At 73.4% G+C, this 22,560-nt stretch carries 20 protein-coding genes and 1 pseudogene; 14 read left to right on the top strand and 7 right to left on the bottom strand.

The window, feature by feature from the left end; genetic code table 11:
* The coding region (locus tag ACZ53K_RS28490) for an amino acid adenylation domain-containing protein (protein WP_468841844.1) at positions 1 to 6,422 on the top strand (6,422 nt) is incomplete at its 5' end.
* Positions 6,419 to 6,640, top strand: a complete 222-nt coding sequence (locus ACZ53K_RS28485; protein ID WP_468841842.1) for an MbtH family protein — start codon at positions 6,419 to 6,421, stop codon at positions 6,638 to 6,640. The genes ACZ53K_RS28490 and ACZ53K_RS28485, both read left to right, overlap by 4 nt.
* 71 nt (positions 6,641 to 6,711) lie before the next feature.
* Here ACZ53K_RS28485 and ACZ53K_RS28480 read toward each other — a convergent pair whose 3' ends face one another.
* Positions 6,712 to 7,551 carry a PhzF family phenazine biosynthesis protein gene (locus ACZ53K_RS28480; RefSeq protein WP_468841840.1) on the bottom strand — a complete coding sequence of 280 codons (840 nt, stop codon included), beginning with the start codon at positions 7,549 to 7,551 and terminating at the stop codon, positions 6,712 to 6,714.
* Positions 7,552 to 7,640: 89 nt separating this feature from the next.
* On the opposite strand from ACZ53K_RS28480, the gene ACZ53K_RS28475 reads away from it, so the two are divergent.
* Positions 7,641 to 8,558, top strand: coding sequence for a LysR family transcriptional regulator (locus ACZ53K_RS28475; protein ID WP_468841838.1), 918 nt, complete (start codon positions 7,641 to 7,643; stop codon positions 8,556 to 8,558).
* Positions 8,559 to 8,597: 39 nt separating this feature from the next.
* Here the strand turns inward: ACZ53K_RS28475 and ACZ53K_RS28470 are convergent, their stop codons facing one another.
* Positions 8,598 to 8,786 carry a hypothetical protein gene (locus ACZ53K_RS28470; protein ID WP_468841836.1) on the bottom strand — a complete coding sequence of 63 codons (189 nt, stop codon included), beginning with the start codon at positions 8,784 to 8,786 and terminating at the stop codon, positions 8,598 to 8,600.
* 193 nt (positions 8,787 to 8,979) lie between these two features.
* Between ACZ53K_RS28470 and ACZ53K_RS28465 the strand changes: the two genes are divergently transcribed.
* Positions 8,980 to 9,336: a hypothetical protein gene (locus ACZ53K_RS28465; RefSeq protein WP_468841834.1), complete on the top strand. Its 357-nt coding sequence runs from the start codon at positions 8,980 to 8,982 to the stop codon at positions 9,334 to 9,336.
* A gap of 25 nt (positions 9,337 to 9,361) precedes the next feature.
* Here ACZ53K_RS28465 and ACZ53K_RS28460 read toward each other — a convergent pair whose 3' ends face one another.
* Positions 9,362 to 9,562: a hypothetical protein gene (locus tag ACZ53K_RS28460; protein WP_468841858.1), complete on the bottom strand. Its 201-nt coding sequence runs from the start codon at positions 9,560 to 9,562 to the stop codon at positions 9,362 to 9,364.
* Positions 9,563 to 10,173: 611 nt separating this feature from the next.
* On the opposite strand from ACZ53K_RS28460, the gene ACZ53K_RS28455 reads away from it, so the two are divergent.
* Positions 10,174 to 11,145: an SGNH/GDSL hydrolase family protein gene (locus ACZ53K_RS28455; protein WP_468841832.1), complete on the top strand. Its 972-nt coding sequence runs from the start codon at positions 10,174 to 10,176 to the stop codon at positions 11,143 to 11,145.
* An 82-nt stretch (positions 11,146 to 11,227) separates the two neighbouring features.
* Complete coding sequence (locus tag ACZ53K_RS28450) at positions 11,228 to 11,641, top strand: YchJ family protein (protein ID WP_468841830.1); 414 nt, start codon at positions 11,228 to 11,230, stop codon at positions 11,639 to 11,641.
* Positions 11,642 to 11,718: 77 nt separating this feature from the next.
* Here ACZ53K_RS28450 and ACZ53K_RS28445 read toward each other — a convergent pair whose 3' ends face one another.
* Both ACZ53K_RS28445 and ku read right to left on the bottom strand, forming a co-directional pair.
* Positions 11,719 to 12,096, bottom strand: coding sequence for an RNA-binding S4 domain-containing protein (locus tag ACZ53K_RS28445; protein WP_468841828.1), 378 nt, complete (start codon positions 12,094 to 12,096; stop codon positions 11,719 to 11,721).
* A 95-nt stretch (positions 12,097 to 12,191) separates the two neighbouring features.
* On the bottom strand, positions 12,192 to 13,307 hold the full coding sequence (ku, locus tag ACZ53K_RS28440; RefSeq protein ID WP_468841826.1) for a non-homologous end joining protein Ku: 1,116 nt from the start codon (positions 13,305 to 13,307) through the stop codon (positions 12,192 to 12,194).
* Between the two features lie 41 nt (positions 13,308 to 13,348).
* Here ku and ligD point away from each other — a divergent pair, with 41 nt between their 5' ends.
* The 5 genes from ligD (at position 13,349) to ACZ53K_RS28415 (ending at position 19,052) form a co-directional block, all read left to right on the top strand.
* Positions 13,349 to 14,236, top strand: coding sequence for a non-homologous end-joining DNA ligase (ligD, locus tag ACZ53K_RS28435; RefSeq protein WP_468841824.1), 888 nt, complete (start codon positions 13,349 to 13,351; stop codon positions 14,234 to 14,236).
* A gap of 276 nt (positions 14,237 to 14,512) precedes the next feature.
* Positions 14,513 to 15,178, top strand: coding sequence for a snapalysin (gene snpA, locus ACZ53K_RS28430; protein WP_468841822.1), 666 nt, complete (start codon positions 14,513 to 14,515; stop codon positions 15,176 to 15,178).
* Positions 15,179 to 15,335: 157 nt separating this feature from the next.
* Positions 15,336 to 15,761, top strand: a complete 426-nt coding sequence (locus tag ACZ53K_RS28425) for a DUF2992 family protein (RefSeq protein ID WP_468841820.1) — start codon at positions 15,336 to 15,338, stop codon at positions 15,759 to 15,761.
* Positions 15,762 to 16,174: 413 nt separating this feature from the next.
* Positions 16,175 to 17,479, top strand: coding sequence for a lycopene cyclase family protein (locus ACZ53K_RS28420; RefSeq protein WP_468841818.1), 1,305 nt, complete (start codon positions 16,175 to 16,177; stop codon positions 17,477 to 17,479).
* The gene (locus ACZ53K_RS28415; protein WP_468841816.1) at positions 17,460 to 19,052 is read left to right on the top strand and encodes an FAD-dependent oxidoreductase; all 1,593 of its coding nucleotides are present in this window, start codon (positions 17,460 to 17,462) and stop codon (positions 19,050 to 19,052) included. The genes ACZ53K_RS28420 and ACZ53K_RS28415 overlap by 20 nt, the downstream gene beginning before the upstream one ends.
* Positions 19,053 to 19,271: 219 nt before the next feature.
* On the opposite strand, the gene ACZ53K_RS28410 is transcribed toward ACZ53K_RS28415, so the two are convergent.
* Positions 19,272 to 19,730 (bottom strand): Lrp/AsnC family transcriptional regulator, encoded by a 459-nt coding sequence (locus ACZ53K_RS28410; protein WP_468841814.1) that lies wholly within the window; start codon positions 19,728 to 19,730, stop codon positions 19,272 to 19,274.
* A 161-nt stretch (positions 19,731 to 19,891) separates the two neighbouring features.
* Here ACZ53K_RS28410 and ACZ53K_RS28405 point away from each other — a divergent pair, with 161 nt between their 5' ends.
* The 3 genes and pseudogenes from ACZ53K_RS28405 (at position 19,892) to ACZ53K_RS28395 (ending at position 21,429) form a co-directional block, all read left to right on the top strand.
* On the top strand, positions 19,892 to 20,536 hold the full coding sequence (locus ACZ53K_RS28405) for an AzlC family ABC transporter permease (protein ID WP_468841856.1): 645 nt from the start codon (positions 19,892 to 19,894) through the stop codon (positions 20,534 to 20,536).
* Positions 20,529 to 20,859, top strand: a pseudogene (locus tag ACZ53K_RS28400) (branched-chain amino acid transporter permease). Before ACZ53K_RS28405 ends, ACZ53K_RS28400 begins: the two are co-directional and overlap by 8 nt.
* A 99-nt stretch (positions 20,860 to 20,958) precedes the next feature.
* Positions 20,959 to 21,429 (top strand): MarR family winged helix-turn-helix transcriptional regulator, encoded by a 471-nt coding sequence (locus tag ACZ53K_RS28395; protein WP_468841812.1) that lies wholly within the window; start codon positions 20,959 to 20,961, stop codon positions 21,427 to 21,429.
* Positions 21,430 to 21,501: 72 nt separating this feature from the next.
* Here the strand turns inward: ACZ53K_RS28395 and ACZ53K_RS28390 are convergent, their stop codons facing one another.
* Positions 21,502 to 22,509, bottom strand: a complete 1,008-nt coding sequence (locus ACZ53K_RS28390; protein WP_468841854.1) for a DUF5914 domain-containing protein — start codon at positions 22,507 to 22,509, stop codon at positions 21,502 to 21,504.
* Positions 22,510 to 22,560: the final 51 nt, after the last annotated feature.

The raw sequence follows: 22,560 nt of genomic DNA, 5'->3' as shown, positions 1-22,560 counted from the left end.
GCCGTACCGACGCGGCGCTGGACGACGTGGTCGGGTTCTTCGTCAACACGCTGGTGCTGCGCACCGACACCTCCGGCGACCCGTCGTTCCACGAGTTGGTGCGGCGGGTGCGGGAGACGGATCTGCGGGCGTACGCGCACCAGGACGTACCGTTCGAGCGGCTGGTCGAGGCGCTGAATCCGGACCGCTCCGCCGGCCGCAACCCGCTCTTCCAGATCGCCCTGGCCGTGGACTCGGCACCCGGTGACGCGCCGGCCCTGCCCGGAGTGGTGGCCGAGCGGGAAGAGGCGCACACCGGCACCGCCAAGTTCGACCTTTCCTTCCGTCTCACCGAGCAGCGGGCCCCCGGCGGGCGGCCCACCGGGATCGACGGGTCGGTCGAGTTCGCCACCGCCCTGTTCGACCGCGGCACCGTCGAAGGCCTGACCGTACGGCTGCGACGGCTCCTGACAGCGGTCGTCGCGCGGCCCGACCGGCCCGTCGGAGAAGCGGACATCCTCTCCTCGGGCGAGCGCCGCCTGCTGCTGCACCGGTGGTGCGGCCCGGCACGCGGACTCCCTACGGGGCTTCTGCCCGAGCTGTTCGAGGAGTGGGCCGCCAGGGAACCCGACGCGCCCGCCGTCGTCGAAGGGGACCGGTCGGCGACGTACGCGGAGACCAACGCCGACGCCAACCGCCTCGCCCACCTCCTGACCACCCACGGCGCGGGACCGGAACGCATCGTCGCCCGCTGTCTGCCCCGGTCCGCCACGGCCGTCCGGGCCGCCCTCGCCGTGGCCAAGACCGGCGCCGCCCACCTCCCCGTGGACCCCGCGCTGCCGCCCGACCGGATCGCGTACCTGCTCCGCGACGCCGCTCCCGTCCTCGTCGTGACCACCGCCGACACGGCCCGCAGGCTCCCGCACGACGGTCCGCCGTGCCTCGTCCTGGACGACGCCGACACGCTGCGCACCCTCGCCGCGCAGCCGGACCACGACCCCACCGACGCCGACCGGCTCTCGCCGCTCCGGCCCACGCACCCCGCGTACGTCATCCACACCTCCGGCTCCACCGGCGCGCCCAAGGGCGTCGCAGTCACCCACACAGGCCTGCACGCCCTCGCCGCCGCCCAGGTCGCCCGCTTCGGCCTGCGGCCCGGCAGCCGGGTGCTCCAGCTCGCCCCGCCCGGCTTCGACGCGTCGGCGATGGAGACGCTGATGGCTTTCGCGTCGGGCGCCGCCCTGGTCGTACCGCCGGCCGGCCCGCTGGGCGGTGACGCGCTCGCGGACTTCCTGGCCCGGGAGCGCATCACCCACTGCCTCGTCCCGCCGACCGTGCTGGCCGGCGTCCCGCATGCCGAACTGCCCGACCTGGAGACCCTCGTCATCGGAGGTGAGGCGGGCACCGCCGAGCTGGTGGCCCGCTGGTCGCCCGGTCACCGCATGATCAACGCGTACGGCCCGACCGAGGCGACGGCCTGCGCCACCCTCAGCGAACCCCTGCACAGCCCCGGCACCCCGCCGATCGGCACACCGGTCACCCACAGCCGGGCCTATGTGCTGGACGCGGGGCTGCGGCCGGTGCCACCGGGCGTCGCGGCGGAGCTGTACCTGGCGGGGCCTGGGATCGCCCGGGGGTATGTGAACCGTCCGGGGTTGACGGCTGAGCGTTTTGTGGCGTGTCCGTTCGGTGCGGCGGGGGAGCGGATGTACCGGACGGGGGATGTGGTGCGGTGGCGTGCTGACGGGCAGTTGGAGTTTGTCGGGCGGGCCGATGACCAGGTGAAGGTGCGCGGTGTGCGTATCGAGCCGGGGGAGGTGGAGGCGGTTCTCGTCGCCCATCCTGCGGTCGCCCGTGCCGCCGTCGCGGTCCGTACGGATGCGTCGGGTACCGCGCGGCTCGTCGGCTATGTGGTCGCCGCACCGGAGGAGGCGGTCCCCGACCCGCGCGCTGTACGGGAATTCCTGCGGGCCCGGCTGCCCGAGCACCTGGTTCCGGCTGCCGTCGTCCCTCTGGACGCGCTTCCGTTGACGGCCGGCGGCAAGCTCGACCGGCGCGCCCTGCCCGATCCCGGTTTCACCCCGGCACCGGCTGGACGCGCGCCCCGCACCCCCGAGGAAGAGGTACTGTGCGGCCTCTTCGCCGAAGTGCTGCGACTGCCCACGGTCGGGGTGGACGACAGCTTCTTCGACCTCGGCGGCGACTCCCTGCTGGCCACCCGGCTGGCCGGACGCATCCGTTCCGTCCTCGGCACCGAACTCGACCTCCGGACCCTCTTCACCACCCCCACCGTCGCCGGTACGGCCGGGCGGCTGCGCACCGCCCGCCGGTCCCGGCCCGCGCTGCGCCCCGCACCCCGGCCGGACGTGGTGCCGCTGTCCCACGCACAGCGCCGCCTGTGGTTCCTGCACCGCATGGACGGGCCGAGCGCCACGTACAACATCCCGCTGGCCAGGCGGCTCACCGGCCCGCTGGACGCCGCCGCGCTGCGCACGGCGCTGGTGGACGTACTGGAACGGCACGAGGTACTGCGGACCGTACTGCCCGACACCGACGGCGTGCCGCGGCAGACCGTGCTCGGCCGGGACGCCGCGCTCGCCGTCGTGACCGTCACGGACGCGACCGGCGCGGACGAGGCCGAGGTGACCGCGCGGATCCGGGCGGCGGCCCGCCGCTCCGCCGACCTGACCCGCGAACTGCCGCTCCACGCCGACCTGCTCGTCCTCGGCCCCGCCGAGCACGTCCTGATCCTCGTGATCCACCACATCGCCGCCGACGGCTGGTCCCTCGGCCTCCTGTGGCGCGACCTGGCCCGCGCCTACGCCGCCCGCCGCGAAGGCCGCCCGCCCAACCTGCCGCCCCCGCCCGTCCAGTACGCCGATTACACCCTCTGGCAGCACGAACTCCTCGGCGACCCCGACGACCCGGACAGCCTCCTCGCCGAGCAGCTCACGTACTGGACCGGGCAGCTGAGCGACCTGCCCGACCAGCTGACGCCGCCCACCGACCGGCCACGCCCGGCCGTGCCGACGGGCCGCGGCGACGTCCTGGCCTTCTCCTGGGACGCGGCCGCCCACCAGCGGCTCGCCGCGCTCGCCCGGGACTGCGGGGCGAGCGTGTTCATGGCCGTACAGGCCGCGCTGGCGGCGCTGCTGACCCGGCTGGGCGCCGGCACCGACATCCCCCTCGGCACCCCGGCCGCCGGCCGTACCGACGCGGCACTCGACGACGTCGTGGGCTTCTTCGTCAACACCCTCGTGCTGCGGACCGACACCTCCGGCGACCCCACCTTCCGCGAACTGATCACCCGGGTACGGGACGTGAACCTCACCGCGTACGCCCACCAGGACGTCCCCTTCGACCGCCTCGTGGAAGCCCTCAACCCGCCCCGCACGGCCGCCCGCCACCCGCTCTTCCAGACGCTGCTGACCTGGCAGTCCGCCACCGGCCGAGAGCTGGAACTGCCCGGCGTCACCGGCACGCCGCTGCCCGCAGGGACCGGAACCGCCCGGCTCGACATGGAACTCAACGCCACCGAACACCGCACACCGGACGGCACCCCCGCCGGAGTCGAGGTGCTGGTCGAATTCAGTACCGACCTCTTCGACCGCGCCACCGTCGAGACCTTCGTGGCGCGGCTGCTGCGCATCGCCGACTTCGCGACGGACGACCCCGGCCGGCGGATCAGCGAGGCGGACCTCCGCACCGCCCGCGAACGCCGCGCCCAGCACGCGCTGAACGACACCGCGCACGGCATCCCCGACCTGGTCCTGCCGCGTCTCTTCGAGGACCAGGCGGCCACGACGCCCGACGCACCCGCCGTCATCTTCGGCGGCCACACCCTCACCTACACGGAACTGAACGCCTCGGCGAACCGCCTCGCCCGCCTGCTGGCCGCCGGCGGAGCCGGGCCCGAAAGCGTCGTCGCCCTGGCGCTGCCCCGCACTCCCGCCATGGTCACGGCCGTCCTCGCCGTCCTCAAGGCGGGCGCCGCCTACCTCTTCCTGGACCCCGGCTACCCCGCCGAACGCCTCGCCTTCATGCTCGGCGACACCCGTCCCGTCCTGCTCGTCACGGACCGCACCACTGCACCGGCGCTCCCGGTCACGGATGTTCCGCGCATCGTTCTGGATGGGACGGAGGGGGCAGAGCGAGTGGGAGGGGCTGGCGGAACGGGTGAGATGTACGGGGCACACGCGACCGCCAACCTCACCGACGCCGACCGGCGGGCCCCGCTCACCCCCCTGCACCCCGCCTACGTCATCTACACCTCCGGCTCCACCGGCACCCCGAAGGGTGTCGTCGGCCTGCATCGGGGCTGCGTCAATCGCCTGCTGTGGTGCGCCCGCACCTACCCCTGGCACCCCGGGCAGCCGGTCCTCGCCAAGACCACCTTGAGCTTCATCGACGGCACCACCGAACTGCTGGGCGCCCTGCTGCACGGCGCGCCGGTGGTCCTGGCGGACTCCCTCACCGCCAGCAGCCCCGCGGAACTGGCCGCCCTCGTCGCCCGGCACCGCGCCACCCGCATCACCGTCGTCCCCAGCCTGCTGGCCGCCCTCCTGGACGGCGACACCGGGCTGCTGGCGACCTGCCGGCTGTGGGTGACCAGCGGCGAGGCCCTGCCACCCGCCCTCGCGCAGCGGTTCGCCGAGGCCCTGCCGCACGCCCGCCTGGTCAACTTCTACGGCGCGTCCGAAGCGACCGGCGACAGTCTGCACGCCGTCGCGCACGGCCCCGACGTGGCCGCCGGACGGCCCGTCTGGAACACCCACGTCCACGTCCTGGACGCCACATTGCGCCCGGTGCCGCCGGGCGTGCCGGGCGAGATCCACCTGACCGGCACCGGCCTGGCCCGCGGCTACCTGCACCGCCCCGCGCTGACCGCCGAACGCTTCGTGGCCGACCCGTACGGCGCGCCCGGCGAGCGGATGTACCGCACCGGTGACCTGGGACGGCAGCGCCCGGACGGCGTCGTGGAGTACCTCGGCCGGCTGGACGACCAGGTGAAGATCAACGGCGTGCGGATCGAACTGGGCGAGGTACAGGCCGTGCTCCTCGCCCACCCGGACGTGGACCGCGCCGCCGTGGCGGTCCGCGAGGACACCCCCGGCCGCAGACAGCTCGTCGCCTACGCCGTCCCCGCCTCCGGTACGGAGCAGGACCCCGCGCGGCTACGGCGGTTCCTGCGCGACCGGCTGCCCCGGTTCATGGTTCCGGCCGCCGTCGTCCTCCTGGACGTACTGCCGTTGACCGCCAACGGCAAGCTGGACCGGCGCGCGCTGCCCGCACCCGTCTTCACCGCGGCGGAGGGCGGCCGGGCGCCGGGCACTCCGCCCGAGGAACTGATGAGCGCGCTCTTCGCCGAAGTGCTCGGTCTGCCCTCCGTCGGCCCGGACGACGGTTTCTTCGACCTCGGCGGCGACTCGCTGCTGGCGGCCCGGCTCACCAGCCGCGTGCGCACGGTCTTCGGCGCCGAACCGGGCCTCCGCGCCCTGTTTGCGGCCCAGTCGCCCGCCGGACTGGTACGGGCCCTCAACGCCGCGGGCGACGGGACCACCGCGACCGCCGACGCGCTGGACGTCCTGCTGCCGCTGCGCCCGCGCGGCAGCCGCCCGCCGCTGTTCTGCGTCCACCCCGCCTCGGGCATCAGCTGGCCGTACGCCGGACTCCTGCGGCACCTCGACGACCGTCCCGTATACGGGCTCCAGGCACGCGGCCTGACCGAGCCCGATGCCCGCCCGGCGACCATCGCGGACATGGCCGCCGGCTACCTGGAGCGGATGCGCACCGTCCAGCCCACCGGCCCCTACCACCTGCTCGGCTGGTCCTTCGGCGGCGCCGTCGCCCACGCGATGGCCACCCGGCTCCAGGAACAGGGCGAAAGCGTCGCCTTCCTGGCCCTCCTGGACTCCGCGCCCCTCCGGATCGACCCCGACCGCGTACTCCGGCACCACACCGCACACGACGTGGCCGAACTGTTCCTCGACTCGGTCGGCCGCCCCCTTCCCGAACCCGCCCCCGGCACGGCCTCCGGCGGTCTCGGCCCGGCCCGAGCAGCGGAGATTCTGCGCGGCCAGGGCAGCGCACTGGCCGCCCTGCTGGCAGAACCCCTCGTAACGGCCGTGGCGGAGACCCTGACCGACAACACCCGCCTGCGCTGGTACACCTTCCGGCCCGCCGTCTTCCAGGGCGACCTGCTGCTCTTCAAGGCGGAGCCCGAACGAGGCGAACCGCACTGGCCTGCGGAGGCCTGGCAGCCGTACGTCTCCGGCACCGTGCTCACCCACGACGCGCGCTGCGAGCACGGGCACATGATGCGGCCGCACGCTCTCGACCGGATCGGACCGGTGATCGCCGCCGCACTGGACCGGCCGACGCGGCCCGACGCCCCGAACGCGTCCCGTACCCCGACGAACCCCGCAAGGAGCCGAACGCCATGACCAACCCGTTCGAGAACCCGGACGCCGCCTTCCTCGTCCTCGTCAACGACGAGAACCAGTTCTCCCTGTGGCCCGCGGCGGCCGAACTGCCCGGCGGCTGGACCGTCGTACACGGCGAGGACACGCGGCAGGGCTGCCTGGACCACGTGACGGAGAACTGGACGGACATGCGCCCGAAATCCCTCACCGACGCGATGGAAGCGGGCACCCCGGACTGAATCCGTCCTGAACCGGAAGCCGGACCGAGCCCGTCGACGGTACGCGCCGGGTCGCCCGGCGCGGGAGCGCGTCAGGAGAGCGGGACGGCCTGGCCGCTCACTCGCACGCGGCCGTCCGGCAGGCCGGTCGTGACGGTGAGCCGACTCGGCCGGCCCATGTCGTGGCCCTGCAGCACGGTGATGGGGGTACCGGCCGATTCCCGCCCGAGTGCGCGCAGATAGCCGCCGAAAGCGGCGGCCGCGGCGCCGGTGGCCGGGTCCTCGACGACGCCGCCGAGCGGGAAGGGGTCGCGTGCGTGGAAGAGGGTGTCGGTCTCGCGGTGGAAGAGATGGACGGTGGTCCAGTTCTGGGCACGTGAGAGTGCTTCCAGGGCCTCGAAATCGTAATCGAGCCGAGCCAGACGCTGCCGGGAAGCGGCCGCCAGCATCAGGTGGTGATTCCCGGCGAAGGCCACGTGCGCGGGGAAGGCGGGATCCAGGTCGCCCACCGTCCAGTTCAGCGCGGCGAGCGTGGCGGCGAGGTGCTGCTCCGCAACCGGCTCCGAGGACGCGGGAACACTGGTCAGCGTCGCCCGGACGGCGCCTTGGTCAGCTGCCGTCGCCACGCCGACCGGTCCGGCGTTGGTCTGGAAGACCAACGCACCGGGTGCGGCGCGTTCGGCGAGGGCGACGGCGGTGGCGACGGTGGCGTGACCGCAGAAGTCGACCTCCGCTCGGGGGCTGAAGTAGCGGACGCGGTGCGTGCTGCCAGGGGTGTCCGCGGGGAAGACGAAGGCCGTCTCCGAAAAGCCGACGTCCGCGGCGATGCGGAGCATGTCCGCTTCGCCGGCCCCCTGGGCGTCGAGGACCACTCCCGCGGGGTTGCCCCCGTCGGGCCGGTCGGTGAAAGCGCTGTAACGCAGAATCTCCATGCCTTGAGGATCTCCACCCTGTGCTATGAAGTCCAATGATTGCTTTTCAGGGGATCCATCGAGAATGCCGATGGGGGGGGAGTCTCGTCATGGACACCCGCGTGCTGCGGACTTTCACGGCCTTGGCCCGTACCGGCAGCTTCACCGCCGCCGCCGCGGAACTGCACCTCGCCCAGTCGACGGTCACCGTGCAGATCCGCACCCTGGAGAAGGACCTGCGGGTCCGGCTCTTCGACCGCCTGCCCACGGGAGCCGTCCTCACCGACACGGGAGCCCGCCTCCTGGAGCGGGCGCACCACGTGCTGGAAGCCGAGGACCGGCTGCGGTACGAGGCCCACAGCGCGGCCCCGATCGCGGGCAGCGTCACCATCGGCGCCAGTGAATCCCTGTGCGCCTACCGCCTGCCGCTCGCCGTCGCCGCGCTCGGCCGGCATCTGCCCGCCGTCGACATCCACATGCGCGCCGTGGTGACCCCTCCGGAAGCGGCCGAGCAACTCAGGGCGGGCCGTATCGACTTCTCGCTGCTCCTCGAATCACACATCGAGGTGGCACACCTGGAAACGGAGGTCATCGGACACGAGCCGTTGGTGCTGGTCGCGGCCTCCGGCCATCCCCTCGCACACGCCGAGGCGACACCGGAACAGCTGAGCGGACAGGCTTACTTCCTGCTCGAAGAAGGCTGCTCCTACAGTGACGCCTTCGCCCGGCAACTGCTCGCCATGCCGGGAAAGCCCCCGCGCACGACCCGTTTCGGCAGTACCGAAGCGGTTCGCGCCTGTGTACGGGCCGGCCTCGGTCTCGCCCTGCTGCCGGTGGTCAGCGTGGCAGCCGACCTGGCGTCCGGCCGGCTCCGTACCGTCGAGAGCTTCCCCGCCGTCCCCGTCCAGATGCTGCGGCACCGCAGCCGCTGGACCACTCCGGCAACACAGACGGTCATGGCCCGGCTGCGGCGACTCGCCGCGGACGGCTGGCCGGACGAGCACTCCCGCGGCGGTACGCACAGCTGACCTTCCCGGCCGTCGACGCCCGTTCCGCCGGACCCCGCCTCACTCCCGCTGCCGCGGCGCGTCGTGATCCTCCCGGGGGTCGAGCCCCAGGGCGTCGATCAGCATCGCCAGGTCTTCCGCGCTCTCGGCGCGCCCGGCGAGCACCAGGCGGGCCTGCCGGCGTTCCCGGTCGTGGGTACGCCGGGCCGCGTCCGGGGCCGGCCCGGTGATGTGGGTGTCCTCGTTCATGCCGGCCATGATCGGTGATCGGGTCCTTTCGGCGCGTGTCGGACGGGTCACTCCGGCCAGGTCTCTTCTGCGGCCCATGTCCGTCGCTCACCTCTCCTTCCGCGGCCCCCGTACCGCATTCCCCCGGCCACTGTGAGACACGACTCGGCGGGACGGCTGGCCCCACCCCGCACCCGGTTGTTAGGGAGGGAACATGAGTACGGAGAACCAGAACACGACGGGAACCGACATCGACGTAACGACCACCGCCGGAGCAGCCACCGCCACCGGGACGGCCTCCGCCGCCGACGTACCGCCCACCCTGACCGTGACGGCCGTGAGCACCATCGAGCCGACCGCCCCCGACGACCGCGGCTCGGACTCCTGGATGGTCATCGAGACCGCCGAACAGGGCCAGCTGCTCCTGAACCTGCCCGGCCCGCTGTTCCAGGCCGTCAAGCAGGCCGCGTACCTCCCGTCGCACCTCGCGGGCGACGGCCGGCTGCCGCTCAGCCAGGAGGACAGCGCCGTCTACCGCAAGCGCGTCGCCGCCCTGGTGGCCACGGACTGAGCCGCGCACCCGCCGCGCGACGCCACTACGGCAGATACCGTTCGATCGCCGCGGCCCCCTTCTCCTCGATGAGCCGACGGGCCGCCTCGACCCGCTCCGGCGTCACGTCCAAACCCCTGGCCATGACCAGGTCCTCCGGATCGAACGGGCGCTCGCTGCCCGTGTAGAGCTCCTGCCGCCGTGCGGCGCGGGTCTCGTCGGAACCCGGAGTGTTGTCCTTGCCCATGGCGCCTCCCGAAAGATCGCTCGGGTCCGGAGAGTCCCGCCGGGCCGGCAGTGCCTCCGCTGCTTCCATCATGGGGCCGGTCCGGTACCACCGCACGGCGTGCGGATGCGGGCCGGCCCGGGGCCGACTGCGCGGAGAGGGCGCCCGGCGGGCAGTGCCCGCCGTCGTACCCGCCATACCCGCACCCGCCGGTCAGCCGTCGGCCCGCACTGTCCGCACCCCCGTTGACGGGCGCCCCGCTCCGCTCCCGTCGCCGGGTTCCGTGACGACACTGCCGCCCTCGTGCCCGCGCCGTCCACCGGGGGGACTGTCCGGGCTTGTCCGGGACAGTGTCCGCGGGTCTTCGGACAGCGCGTGGGGCCCAGCGGTGAGACCGGTGAGCGTGTGGGCCGCCCGCCGCGCCGGGACACGGCCATGAGGCGACCCGGGGCGCGCTGCGCCAACCGGTGGAGAGGGGCGGGCTGCCGGGCCCGGGGCTGGGACTGTGGGCCGCTTCCGTCGGGTATCGGTCTTCTCCCGTGGCCCGCCGTGTGCTTGGCTGTTCTGTCCGTGCCGGTGTGAAGTGCACCTGACATGAGCCGCCGGCCGTACACGCGACCAGGGGCGGCCCGATGACCCAGCGCTGGGTGGTACCGCTGCTCGGTGTGGTGGCTCTGGCCCTGGTCGGGGTCTTCGGCTGGAGCGTCGTCTTCGCCTCCGACCCCACGGACACACCCACCGGCCCGCGCCCGGCCACGACCACCCCGGCGCCTGGCGGCAGCGCCTCCACGCCGCCGCCGGACGCGCCGGGGGAAGGTGCGACGCCCGCGCCGCCGCCCGCCCGAGCCGTCCCCGCGCTGTACCTCGGTGACTCCCTGGCCATGGAGAGCCGGCAGGCGCTCGCGGAACGGCTCGGCGCGACCGGGCGGGCGAAGCTGCACAGCGCTCCGCACTCCGGCACGACCCTGTGCGACTACCTGACGGCCTGGCGCGGAAAGTCGCTGGTCCCCGCCCGGGACAAGGCGGCAGCGCTGGTACGGACGGTGCGCCCGCGCGTCGTGATCCTCCAGTTCTGGGGCAACGCCTGGGGCTACACACCGTGCATGGCGGACGCCACGTACGGGACCGCGGGCTACTACGACCGGTACGCCGCCGACGCGCGGGCGCTGACCGAGGAGATCGCCGCGGCGGCACGGGACGCCGGCCTCGCCCGGCCGAAGATCGTCTGGGCCTCCCAGGCGCCCGACGCCTTCCACCCGGACCGGATCCGCAGGATCAACGCCGTCTACGCGGCCCAGGCCACCGCGTCGGGCGACCTGTACGCGGACGCGGGCCGTGCGCTCAGCCCGGCCGGTGACCGCTACCGGTGGGCGCGCCAACTGCCCTGCGACGCTTACGAACGCGCGCACCCCGCGTACTGCACCCACCCCGCCTCCGGCGGCGGCACCACCGACCTGCACCGCCCCGACGACGCCCTGCACTTCTGCCTGGCCCCGACCACCACCACACCCCGCCCGTGCCCCGTACGGTCCCCGGGCATCGACCGCTTCGCCCGTGCCGTGACGGCCACGGTCGACGGCTGGTTACGGAACACCCGCAGCTGACCCGGGGCAGGCGCCGGCCGTTGCCGCCCTCTCTCAGGGGGCCACCGGCCGCAGCGCCTCCCGTAACGGTCACAATCTAGAGGTGTCCAGATTCCACGCGCGCCGGCGAACGGCGATCGATCCTTCCGCCCCCTGCCCCTGCGGACTGCAAGCGTCCTACGCGGAGTGCTGCGCCCCCTTCCACCAGGGGCAGACGGCGGCGCCCACGGCCGAGCGGCTGATGCGCTCGCGCTACAGCGCCTTCGCGGCGGGTGACGCGCCGTACCTGCTGCGTACCTGGCACCCCGCGACCCGCCCGGCGAGCCTGGACTTCGAGCCGGGGCAGCGGTGGACGCGCCTGGAGATCGTCACCACGACGGGCGGCAGCGCATTCCACAGCGAGGGCACCGTCCGGTTCCGGGCGCACTACACGCTCGACGGCGAGCCCGGCGTGCAGGAGGAGAACAGCCGCTTCGTGCGGGACGAAGGCGCCTGGGTGTACCTGAGCGAGCTGTGAGCGCGCCGGGCTGCGGTACGGGGCCAATGTGACCTCCTTCCGTACCGCAGCCCGGCGGCGCACCCGTCCCGCCCGCCTCAGCGGCCGCCGCGCAACTGCTCCAGCTCGCGCCGGTCGCGCTTGGTGGGCCGCCCGGCGCCGCGGTCGCGGTGACCGACCGCGGCGATCTCCTCGCGGGGCGGCGGCGGGGGACTGTTGTCGACGAAGCACTCCGCGGCGACCGCGGCGCCGACCCGCTTGCGCACCAGGCGCGAGACCACGACGATCCGCTCGCGCCCGGCGTGCCGCAGCCGGACCTCGTCGCCCGGCCGCACCGCCTGGGCGGCCTTCGCCCGCTCTCCGTTGACCCGTACATGCCCGCCGCGGCAGGCCGTCGCGGCCGCCGAACGCGTCTTGGCCAGCCGGACGGACCAGATCCAGCTGTCGACGCGCACCGTTCCCTCGTCTGAAGCCATGCACCGACTCTACGGCCACCAGGGCCCTCCGGAGGCCGTACGGCGGGGCCGCTCACACGGACCCACCCGGGCCCGTCCGACCACCCGGACCGCCTTCATGCCGACGCCTTCTTCCCGCTTCGCTTCGCGGTGCTCTTCTTCGCTGCCGACTTGGCCGTGGACGTCTTCGCCGCGGCCTTCTTTCCGCCCGAGCCCCCGCCGGCCGCCGTCTTCTTCGCACCGGATCCGCCCGACGTCCTGCCGGAGGCGGTCTTCTTGGCGGCGGACCCGGACGTCTTGCGAGGCGCCGACGACTTCTTGGCGCCGCTGCCGGACGAGGCCTTCGCCGCCGTCTTCTTCGCCGGTTTGCGGCCCCTGATCGGCGTGACCGACGCCGACTCGTCGTCCGGCTCCTTTCCGGCCTCGCCGTCCCCGGCGCCGCCGCCCTCCCCGCGCGACTCGCGCGCCGCGCGCACGCTGTTCTCCAGCGCGGCCATGAGGTCGATGACCTTGCCGCCGGCGCCGGGCGCGGCCTTGGGCGCGGTCGGCTCGCCGCCCTCCAGCTTCGCGGAGACCAGCTCCTCCACGGCCTCCCGGTAGTCATCGTGCAGCTCGGACTCGTCCAGGTCGCCGAGCGAGTCCATCAGGGTCTCGGCGAGGGTCAGCTCGTGCTCCCGGATCTCGACCTTGTCGCTCGGGGCGACGGTGCGCGCCGAGCGGACCTGGTCCGGCCACAGCAGGGTGTGCATGGCGATCGCCCCGTCGTGCGACCGCAGCATGGCCAGCGTCTCCCGCCCGTGCATGGCCACCTTGCCGATCGCGACCTTCTCCTGGTGCTCCAGCGCGTCCCGCAGCAGGGTGTACGGCTTGGCGGCGGCGACCCCGTTGGGCCCCAGGAAGTAGGACTTGTCCAGCTGGAGCGGGTCGATCTCGTCCGCGCCGACGAAGGCCAGGATGGTCAGGGTCTTGGTCGTCGGGAGCGGCAGCTTGGCCAGGTCCTCGTCGGTGATCGGCACGATCGTGTCGTCCGCGGCCTGGTAGCCCTTGCCGACCTCCTCGTTGGGGACCTCCTCGCCGTCCAGCTCGCAGACCTTGCGGTAGTGGATCCGGCCGCCGTCCTTCTCGTGGATGCGGACGAACGAGACGGAGGCGGTGCGCTCGGTCGCGCTGTAGGTCTTCACGGGGATGCTGACCAGCCCGAAGGAGATAGACCCGTTCCAAACAGATCGCATGTCTCATCCCTGCTGTGGCATTTATATGGGATTGTCATCGTATGTCGCCAATCACCGTCGTGGAGGGGCGGCGGCTGTCGCTCACCAACCTGGACAAGGTCCTGTATCCGCGGACCGGGACCACCAAGGGCGAGCTGCTGCACTACTACGCCACCACCGCGGGCGCCCTCCTCGCCCACGTCCACGACCGGCCCGTCTCCTTCCTGCGGTATCCCGACGGGCCCGACGGCCAGCAGTTCTTCACCAAGAACGTGCCACCGGGGACGCCCGCATGGGTGAAGACCACCGAGGTCCCCGGCAGCACGGCGAAGTCCCGGCAGCAGGTGCTGGTCCGCGACGTACCGACCCTGATGTGGGCCGCGAACCTCGTCGTGGAGCTGCACACCCCGCAGTGGACCGCCGCCGCGCCGCGCGTCGCCGACCGCCTCGTGTTCGACCTCGACCCGGGGGAGCCGGCCACGATCGTGGAGTGCTGCGGGGTGGCCCGGTGGCTGCGTGAGCGCCTGATGGCCGACGGCCTCCACGTGTACGCGAAGACCAGCGGCTCGAAGGGCCTGCACATCCTCGTACCGGTCGAGCCGACACCCTCGGACGACGTCACGGCGTACGCCAAGGCGATCGCCGTCGAGGCCGAGCGGACCCTGCCCGGGCACGTGGTGCACCGGATGACCAAGGCGCTGCGGCCGGGCAAGGTCTTCATCGACTTCTCGCAGAACTCGGCCTCGAAGACCACCGCCGCGCCCTACACGGTGCGCGCCCGCGAGCTGCCGACCGTCTCCGCCCCGGTCACCTGGGACGAGATCGAGGCCTGTACGGACCCGGAGCAGCTCACGTTCCTTCTCGACGACGTCGCCGAGCGCCGGGAGCGCCACGGCGATCTGCTCGCGCCCCTGCTCAACCTCAACCGGGCCCGCCCGCTGCCCGGCTGACGTCCGGGCCCCTGGTCTGCGTCGACCGCGTACGGAATACGTCATTCGACGTAGTTGGTGATGACGCGGGCAGGTGCCACGTTCCCATGCCAACGGTGTGAACGGCACCTTCCGCCCGCCATGAACCTTTGGTGACACGGCGGTTGCGCCTGCCCGGACGGCCGGGCGCGCGGGGCGATGTCACGGCGCTATCGCCAAAAGCTGTCATCCGCAGGGGACCTTGATTCCTTCACAATCCCGGTACCAAATCCCTCCCACGGATGACGAGGTTCCCCCATGAGACCCACCCGTACGGTTCTCACCGCCGTGCTCGGCCTCGGTCTGGCCGCCTCCCTCGGTACCGTCCCCGCGACCGCCGCCTCTGCCCCGGCCGCCCCCGCCGGCACGAGCGTCTCCTCCCCGGCCTCCATAGCCAAGTACACCGGCTCGGCCGAGGAGACCGCGGCCAACAAGGCCTTCTTCCAGGCCGTCATGAAGTCGGCCGCCGCCAAGCGCGCCGCCACCCCCGGCGTCCAAGCGGTCACCGTCACGTACAACGCGAGCAGCGCCCCCACCTTCCGCAGCCAGATATCGCGCAGCACGCAGATCTGGAACAGCTCGGTACGCAACGTGAAGCTCCAGGAAGGCTCCAACGCCGACTTCCGGTACTACGAGGGCAACGACTCCCGCGGCTCCTACGCGAGCACCGACGGCCACGGGCGGGGCTACATCTTCCTGGACTACCGGCAGAACCAGCAGTACAACTCCACGCGCGTGACGGCCCACGAGACGGGCCACGTCCTCGGCCTGCCCGACCACTACTCGGGCCCCTGCAGCGAACTGATGTCGGGCGGCGGCCCCGGCCCCTCCTGCCAGAACACCAACCCGAACGCGCAGGAGCGCGCCCGGGTGGACGCCCTGTGGCGCAACGGCCTGGCGGCGCAGCTCGCCCCGGCTTCCTGATCTTCTGAAGCTCTGACGACTGCCGCGCGGCGGGGAGAAGGTTCCCGTCGCGCGGCAGCCGCATGATCGGGGGCGCCGGGTGCCGATTGCCGCTGACCGTCGGCGGCCTTCGCTGCCGCGCGAAAGTGATTGCGCGTCGCCCGGGCGTCCGCCCACCGTGTCCTTCGAGGTCGCTCACCGGGTCGGCGTTCTGGAGATCGCCGGACCGGACGGCGTACGCGCCGCCCGGCACGTCTTCGGCGCCGAGCCGACCGGCCCCGAACTGCTGGCCTTCGCCCTCCGCGGGTCGGACGGCCTGGTCACGCGAGCGTTCTCCGCGCCGGCCGTCGGCGCGGCGCTCGCCCCGCGCCCGTACCGCGCGAACCCGAAGCGACTGGCCCGCGCCGCCGCCCGGGAGCAGGCGGCGAGGCCGGTGAGTACCGCCGCGCAGGAGACACTCGCTCGCGGCTTCGAGCGGGTGAAGCCGGAGAGCCGGGCCGCGGCCAGGCGGAGGCGGGCCGTGGAGGACGAACAGCGCAGGTCGCGGGCGCGCCAAGGCGAAGGCCCGGCACCGGGGCCGGTGACGCGCGCGAGCCGGGACTAGTGGGCGGGGAGGGGACGGTGGACGAGGAGAGGGCGGCGGGAGCGATATGCGTCACATCGATCCGATTTGTTGTATGGGACATCAGTGGTTTATCGTTCAATTGATCACGGGCCTTGTGGACCGCTCATCAGATGATGACCGGCGTCCCCGCCCGTTCCCGGAACCGCCCCGGCCAGCTCCCCCCGTCTGGCCGGGGCTTTCTCTGCTTCAGCACGCATACGCCGGGCTCCGCCGCGGCGCGTGTCGGCGATCGATCGGTGCACGGTCGGCGTGGTAATCATCGTGGCGACGATCCCCGGAGCGGAGCCGGCGGCTCCCGGGCCGGTGGAACCGAACCGGGCGGGCACACGCAGTCGTGGTGGCCCGCCGGCGCGGCGCGGACGCGGTACCCGGCGGGACGGGAGGGAGCCGGCGTGTACGACACGGAGGTGGCCGTCGTGGGCGGCGGCGCCGCGGGGCTCTCCCTCGCCCACCGGCTCTGCGACCCGCCCGCCGGAGCCCGCTGCCCCGAGGTCGCCGTCGTGGACGCGCCGCCCGGACCGCTGCGGCCCCCCGAACGCACCTGGTGCTACTGGGAGGAGCCGGACGGCGAGTACGACGGCGTACTGGCGGCCTCCTGGGGCCGGCTGCGCGTCCACGGGACCGACGGGTCCACGCTGACCGGGTGCCCGGGACCGCTGCGGTACAAGATGCTGCGCTCCGGCGCGTTCGAGCGGATGGTCGGTGAACGGCTCGCGGCCACGCCGTCCGTGCGCCGGGTGACGGCCGTCGTCGACGATGTGCGCGCGCTGCCCGGCGGCACCGAGGTCCGCGGTGTCACGGCGGCGGGCGACCCCGTGCGGCTGCGGGCCCGCTGGGTCTTCGACTCCCGGCCGCTGCCCGCTCTGCCACCCGCGCGCACCACCCTGCTCCAGCACTTCCACGGCTGGTTCGTCCGCACCGAGCGGCCCGAGTTCGACCCGGCGACCGCCGACCTGATGGACTTCCGCACCCCCCAGCCGGACCACGGGCTCTCCTTCGGCTACGTCCTTCCGCTCGGCCCGCACGAAGCGCTGGTCGAGTACACCGAGTTCTCCGCCGCCCCGCTCGACGCGGCCGCCTATCACCGCGCGCTGCGCCACTACCTCGCGGAGGTCCGCCCGTTGGGCCCGTACCGGGTCACCGCTTCCGAGCAGGGCGTCATCCCGATGACCGACGCGCGCTTCCCCCGCAGCACGGGGCCCGGCGTCTTCCGGATCGGCGCGGCGGGCGGCGCCACCCGGCCGTCGACCGGCTACACCTTCGCCGCCGTCCAGCGCCAGACCCGGGCCATCGCCGCCGCCTTCCACCAAGGCCGCCCGCCGGCCCCGCCGCCCCCGCACTCCGCGCGCTCACGGCTGATGGACGCCGTACTGCTGCGCGCCCTGGACAGCGGACGCATCAACGGCGCCGACTTCTTCACCGCACTGTTCCGCGGCGTACCGATGGAACGGCTGCTGCGGTTCCTGGACGGCGGCACCCGGCTGCGCGAAGACCTGTCGATCGGCCTGCACACCCCCGTCCTGCCGATGCTGCGCACCGTGGCCGAACTGCCGAGGCTGCGCCGCCGCCCGCCCGTGCGCCCGGCCCGTATGGCGAACCCCGCGTCGGCGCCCGCACCGCACACCGCGACCCCGGCCCCAGCCCCGGCTCCGGCCCCGAAGAGGAACGGACCGTCCGATGACGACCCTCACAAGTGACGCCGCACCCCCGGCCGCCGACCGGCGTACCACCGCCGCACCGCGCCGCGGCCGGGACCGGCGCGCCCGCATCGTGCCCCCGCCGCCGGGCCGGGCCAGGCTCACCGGCGAGGCTCCGCACGTGGCGGTGATCGGCGGCGGCATCGCCGGACTGGCCGCGGCCACCGGGCTCGCCGAACGCGGCGCACGGGTCACGCTGTACGAACGGGAGCCGGGGCTCGGCGGCCGGCTCGCCGGGCAGCAGGTCCGGCTCGCCGACGGCTCCAGGGCGACCCTGACCCGCGGCTTCCACGCCTTCTTCCGCCAGTACTACAACCTGCGCGGACTGCTGCGCCGGGCCGACCCGGCGCTGGCCGTCCTCACCGGACTGCCCGACTACCCGCTGCGCCACAGCAGCGGCCTCCAGGACAGCTTCGCCCACGTCCCGCGCACCCCGCCGTGGAGCGCCCTCGGCTTCGCCGCGCTCAGCCCGACCTTCACCCTGCGCGAGATGGCCCGGATGAACCCGCGCGCGGCGCTGCCGCTGCTCGACGTACGGACACCGCAGGTGTATGAGCGCCTGGACGGCGTCAGCGCGCGTGAGTTGCTGGACCGCATCCGCTTTCCCGAGGCCGCGCACCACCTGGCGTTCGAGGTGTTCTCCCGTAGCTTCTTCGCCGACCCGGCGGAACTGTCGGCCGCCGAGATGGCGCTGATGTTCCACATCTACTTCCTCGGCTCCAGTGAGGGGCTGCTGTTCGACGTCCCGGACGAGCCGTTCCCGCAGGCGCTGTGGGAGCCGCTGGGCCGATATCTGACCGGCCACGGCGTCACACTGCGGACCGGCTGTGCGGTGGAGTCCGTGGAGTCCGTCCCGGGCGGCGCAGGAGTGACCGTACGGAGCGGCGAGGGCGCGGCGCGCCATGACGCGGTCGTGCTCGCCCTCGATACGGACGGGCTGCGCGGCCTGGTCGCCGCCTCACCACGACTGGGCGATCCGGGCTGGCGCGAGCGGACGCTGCGGCTGCGCACCGCACCGCCGTTCCTCGTTTCCCGGCTGTGGCTCGACCGGCCGGTGGCCCCGCACCGGGCGGGCTTCCTCGGCACCAGCGGCTTCGGCCCGCTCGACAACGTCAGCGTGCTGGAGCGCTGGGAGGGGGAGGCGGCCCGGTGGGCTGCCCGCAACGGAGGCTCGGTGGTCGAACTGCACGCGTACGCGCTCGGCACGGACACCACCCGGCGGGCGCAGCAGGACCGGCTGATCGGCCAACTGCACCGCGTCTATCCCGAGACGCGCGAGGCGAAGGCCGTCGACGTCCGGCACGAGTGGCGCGCGGACTGCCCCCTGTTCCCGGTGGGCGGCTACCGTGACCGCCCCACGGTCCGCACTTCCGACCCGGCCGTGGTGGTCGTGGGGGACCTCGTACGCACCGGCCTGCCGGTGGCCCTGATGGAACGGGCGGCCACCACGGGCTTCCTCGCAGCGAACACCCTGCTGGAACGGTGGGGCGTACGCGGCCAGACCCTGTGGACGGTCCCGGACCGCGGCCGGTCGGCGGTGCTGCGCGGGGCGGCGCGGCTGCTGGGCACCTGAGAGCCTGTCTTTGAACCCCCGCCTGCGCCCCGACGCCCGGCACGCGCGCTCGCCGCACGGCGTCCCAGGACAGGTGGCTCCGCCACATGACCTGGAACGCCGCACACCGATCGCACGCACCGACCGCCGCTGCGCCCGCCCTTCGGGCGGACGACGGGGGTTCACAGACAGGCTCTGAGAGGCGGCGGCAGCGGGCGGAGCCCCGGACCGGCGGAGCGGTCAGGAGTCGGCCTTGATCTTCTGCATGGTCAGGTGGGACTCGACGCGCAGAATGCCGGGCAGGCCGGTGAGCTTGGACGTGAGGAAGGCGCTGTAGGCGGCGTGGTCGGCGACGGCGACGCGCAGGAAGTAATCGGGGCGGCCGAACATCCGGCGGAACTCGATGACTTCCTCGTAGGAGGACAGCGTCTCCTCCAGGGTTTCGATGGTCTTGAGGTCGTTGGCGTAGACCTCGACGTCGACCATGACCTCCAGGCCGCGGCCGACGGCTTCGGGATCGACGACGGCACGGTAGCCGGTGATGACGCCGGCCTCCTCCAGCCGTTTGAGCCGGCGCAGACACGGCGGAGGGGTCAGGCCGACCCGCTTGGCCAGTTCGACGTTGGTCAGCCGGCCGTCCTGACGCAGGTGAAACAAAATGTCCCGGCCGACGGCATCCAGCGGAATATTATTGCGCATAGAGTTACTCTAGGGGAATTATTTGAAACCATATGCGGTGGAAATCTCTCTAACATTTCCGCATGCACGCACCGTCGATCGCCGTGAGCGATCCCCCTCGCCCTGCTCCGACGCCCCGGCTGCGGACCGAGATTCTCGCGGCCCTGCGGGACTCCGCCTCCGTGGGACTTGGCCTGCTGCCGCTCGGCCTCGCCCTCGGCGTGGTCATCACCCATGCAGGCCTGCCCCGGTGGTGCGCGCCCCTGTTCGCCGCCGTCGTCTACGCCGGTTCGTTCGAGTTCCTGCTCGTGGGCCTGACCGTCGCGGCCGCGCCGCTGGCGACGATCGCGCTGACTGGCTTCCTGGTCAACTCCCGTCATGTCTTCTACGCCCTGTCCTTCCCCTTGGACCGCGTGCACGGGCGCCTCGCCAAGGCCTACAGCACCTTCGCACTGACCGACGAGGCCTACGCCATGACCACCGGCGGGCAGGCCCGGTCGTGGTCCAGCGCGCGCATCCTGTCGCTACAGGCGATATTCCAGCTCTACTGGGTCGGCGGCGCCACCACCGGCGCCCTGCTCGGCTCACTGATACCCGACCGCGTCACCGGCCTGGACTTCGCCATGACCGCACTGTTCGCCGTCCTCGCCCTGGACGCCGTCACCGAGCGCCGCGGCGATCTTCCCACTCCCGTACTCGCACTGCTCAGCGCGCTAGCCGCCCGGTTCCTCGTCCCCGGCCAGATGCTGCCCGTGGCCTTCGCACTGTTCACGGTCGCTCTCCTAGTCCGGCACTTCTCCGCGGGCCGGAGGCCGTCCCGTGCCTGACACCCGCTGCCTGCTCCTGGCCGCCGCCGTCTCGGCCGCCGTCAACTGGGCCCTGCGGGCCGTGCCGTTCACCGCGCTGGCCTCCCTGCGCGCCAGTCGAACCGTCCGGTACCTCAGCGCCGCCATGCCGGCCGGCGTGATGGTGATCCTGCTCGTCTACTGCCTGCGTGACCTACCGCTGTCCATGTCACCCGCAGTCGCCCCCCCTGGAGGCCCTCGCGGTCACCGTCGGACTGCACCTCTGGCGCCGCAACGCCCTGCTGAGCATCATCGGTGGCACCGCCGTCCACGTCGTCCTGGCCAGCACCCTGTTCGCCGGCTGATCCGGCACGGTGGGCGTCGGCGCGCCGGGTGACGGGCTTCGGGGGGAACCCGTAGACTCGACAACACCATTGTCGAACTAGTGAGCCGGGTAGCCGACCGTGCCGAGTGACCCCCCTGGATTCGAGCTGCCGTTGCGGCTGTTCCTCGCCTTCCGCGTCCTCATCGACGAACTCCACGACGAACTGGCGCGCCAAGGCCATCCCGACGTCCGGCCGATGCACGGTTACGTCTTCCAGGCGATCGGCCCGGAGGGCAGCACCGCCGCCGAACTGGGCCGCCGGATCGGCGTCTCCAAGCAGGCCGCCGGCAAGACGGTCGACACGCTGGAACGCCTCGGATACGTGGAGCGCGGCGCGGACCCGCGCGACGCGCGGCGCAAGACCGTACGCCTCACCGAGCGAGGCCGGGACTGCCTGGCCTTGTCGGCGCGCGTCTTCGACCGCCTCCGGGCCGACTGGGCCGCAACCCTCGGCGAGGACCGGCTGCGCGCACTGGAGGCCGACTTGCGCAGGATGACCCCGGGGGAACTGTTCCCGCTCGACGTGCCAGGGTGGTTCGGGACCGCGTAGCTGCTACGAGGCGACGTGCCCGGCCCCCCCCCGGAGGCGTATCGCGTCCCCGCCGAACGCCGGGCGCCCTCCTCAGCCGGGAAAGCGTCCCGAACGGCGCAGCTCCCACCGCCGCTCCGCGTACGCCATGTCGTCCCGCCACAGCCGCCCCGCCGTCGCCCGCATCAGCGGGCGCAGGAAGGGAGCCGCCGCGCGGGCCACCGCGAACCCCGGACGGGCGGAGGCGGCGACGACCGCTTCCACGACGGCGGTACGCGGACGGCCGGAGGCGTCCGCGCCGAGCGGGGTGGCGTGCGTCTCCACGACGGACCCCTCGCCCTCGCCCTCGGTGATGCGCATGACCACGGTGCGCGGGCCGGGCGCGGTGAACTCCGCGCGGACCGGGACGACCAGCCGCCCGGCGACCTTGAAGGAGACGTCCACCGTGAACGCGTCCGCCGGGCCCGCCGGGCCGCCCGCCACGGTCAGGTCGACGAAGGAGTACGGGTGGAACCACGCGCCGTGCCACGGGTCGAGCCGGTTGGCGACCACATCGTCCGGCTCGCAGCGCCCGACGCCGGTGTACACGGCCGTGACGGCACCGGCGGTGTCCGGGCGTTCGGGGACGCGGGGCCGGTCCAGCGGTTCCTCGCCCCCCGCCCGGTCCAGACGTACCCACACCAGCACCCCGTCGTCGTACACCGGATACGGCTCCCACCCGGCGAAGGGCCCGCCGTCCAAGGCGAGTCCGTGCCAGTGGCAGACGAGAGTGCCGCACCGCACGGGACTGTCCTTCAAGGGCGCGCCCAGGTGCGGGCAGGCTCCCGGGCCGCCGCGCAGCCGTCCGTCGGCGGCGCGCCACAGCACCACCTCCGTTCCGGCGATGGTCCGGCCCAGCGGCCGGTCCCGGCCGACTTCGCGCGAGCCGGCCACGGTGTACCAGTTGCCGGACGGCCGGGTCTTGGCGCGGGCCAGCGCGCCCGCGATCACGCCGGGTGCGGCGTCCCGCCAGGTCGGCCGCTGGCGGTCCCACGCCACGGGCCGCCGGCGCAGGCTCAGCGGGTAGCGGCCGCGTCCGGCGGGGCGGCGGGGAGCCTCCACGGTGCTTCCTCCGGGGCGTGCGGTGAAGCGCGCTGCGGTGCGTACGGATGT

The sequence above is a fragment of the Streptomyces sp. NPDC033221 genome (assembly GCF_055577005.1).
The sequence above is the reverse complement of the archived record's forward strand: the minus strand, read 5'-3'. Positions and strand labels throughout refer to the sequence as shown.

Coding starts and splice junctions, on each gene's coding strand:
- ACZ53K_RS28475 (WP_468841838.1), top strand. CDS start 7,641: ATGGACACCCGCGTGCTGCGGACTTTCACGGCCTTGGCCCGTACCGGC.
- ACZ53K_RS28485 (WP_468841842.1), top strand. CDS start 6,419: ATGACCAACCCGTTCGAGAACCCGGACGCCGCCTTCCTCGTCCTCGTC.
- ligD (WP_468841824.1), top strand. CDS start 13,349: ATGTCGCCAATCACCGTCGTGGAGGGGCGGCGGCTGTCGCTCACCAAC.
- ACZ53K_RS28470 (WP_468841836.1), bottom strand. CDS start 8,786: ATGAACGAGGACACCCACATCACCGGGCCGGCCCCGGACGCGGCCCGG.
- snpA (WP_468841822.1), top strand. CDS start 14,513: ATGAGACCCACCCGTACGGTTCTCACCGCCGTGCTCGGCCTCGGTCTG.
- ACZ53K_RS28455 (WP_468841832.1), top strand. CDS start 10,174: ATGACCCAGCGCTGGGTGGTACCGCTGCTCGGTGTGGTGGCTCTGGCC.
- ku (WP_468841826.1), bottom strand. CDS start 13,307: ATGCGATCTGTTTGGAACGGGTCTATCTCCTTCGGGCTGGTCAGCATC.
- ACZ53K_RS28410 (WP_468841814.1), bottom strand. CDS start 19,730: ATGCGCAATAATATTCCGCTGGATGCCGTCGGCCGGGACATTTTGTTT.
- ACZ53K_RS28415 (WP_468841816.1), top strand. CDS start 17,460: ATGACGACCCTCACAAGTGACGCCGCACCCCCGGCCGCCGACCGGCGT.
- ACZ53K_RS28480 (WP_468841840.1), bottom strand. CDS start 7,551: ATGGAGATTCTGCGTTACAGCGCTTTCACCGACCGGCCCGACGGGGGC.
- ACZ53K_RS28460 (WP_468841858.1), bottom strand. CDS start 9,562: ATGGGCAAGGACAACACTCCGGGTTCCGACGAGACCCGCGCCGCACGG.
- ACZ53K_RS28465 (WP_468841834.1), top strand. CDS start 8,980: ATGAGTACGGAGAACCAGAACACGACGGGAACCGACATCGACGTAACG.
- ACZ53K_RS28445 (WP_468841828.1), bottom strand. CDS start 12,096: ATGGCTTCAGACGAGGGAACGGTGCGCGTCGACAGCTGGATCTGGTCC.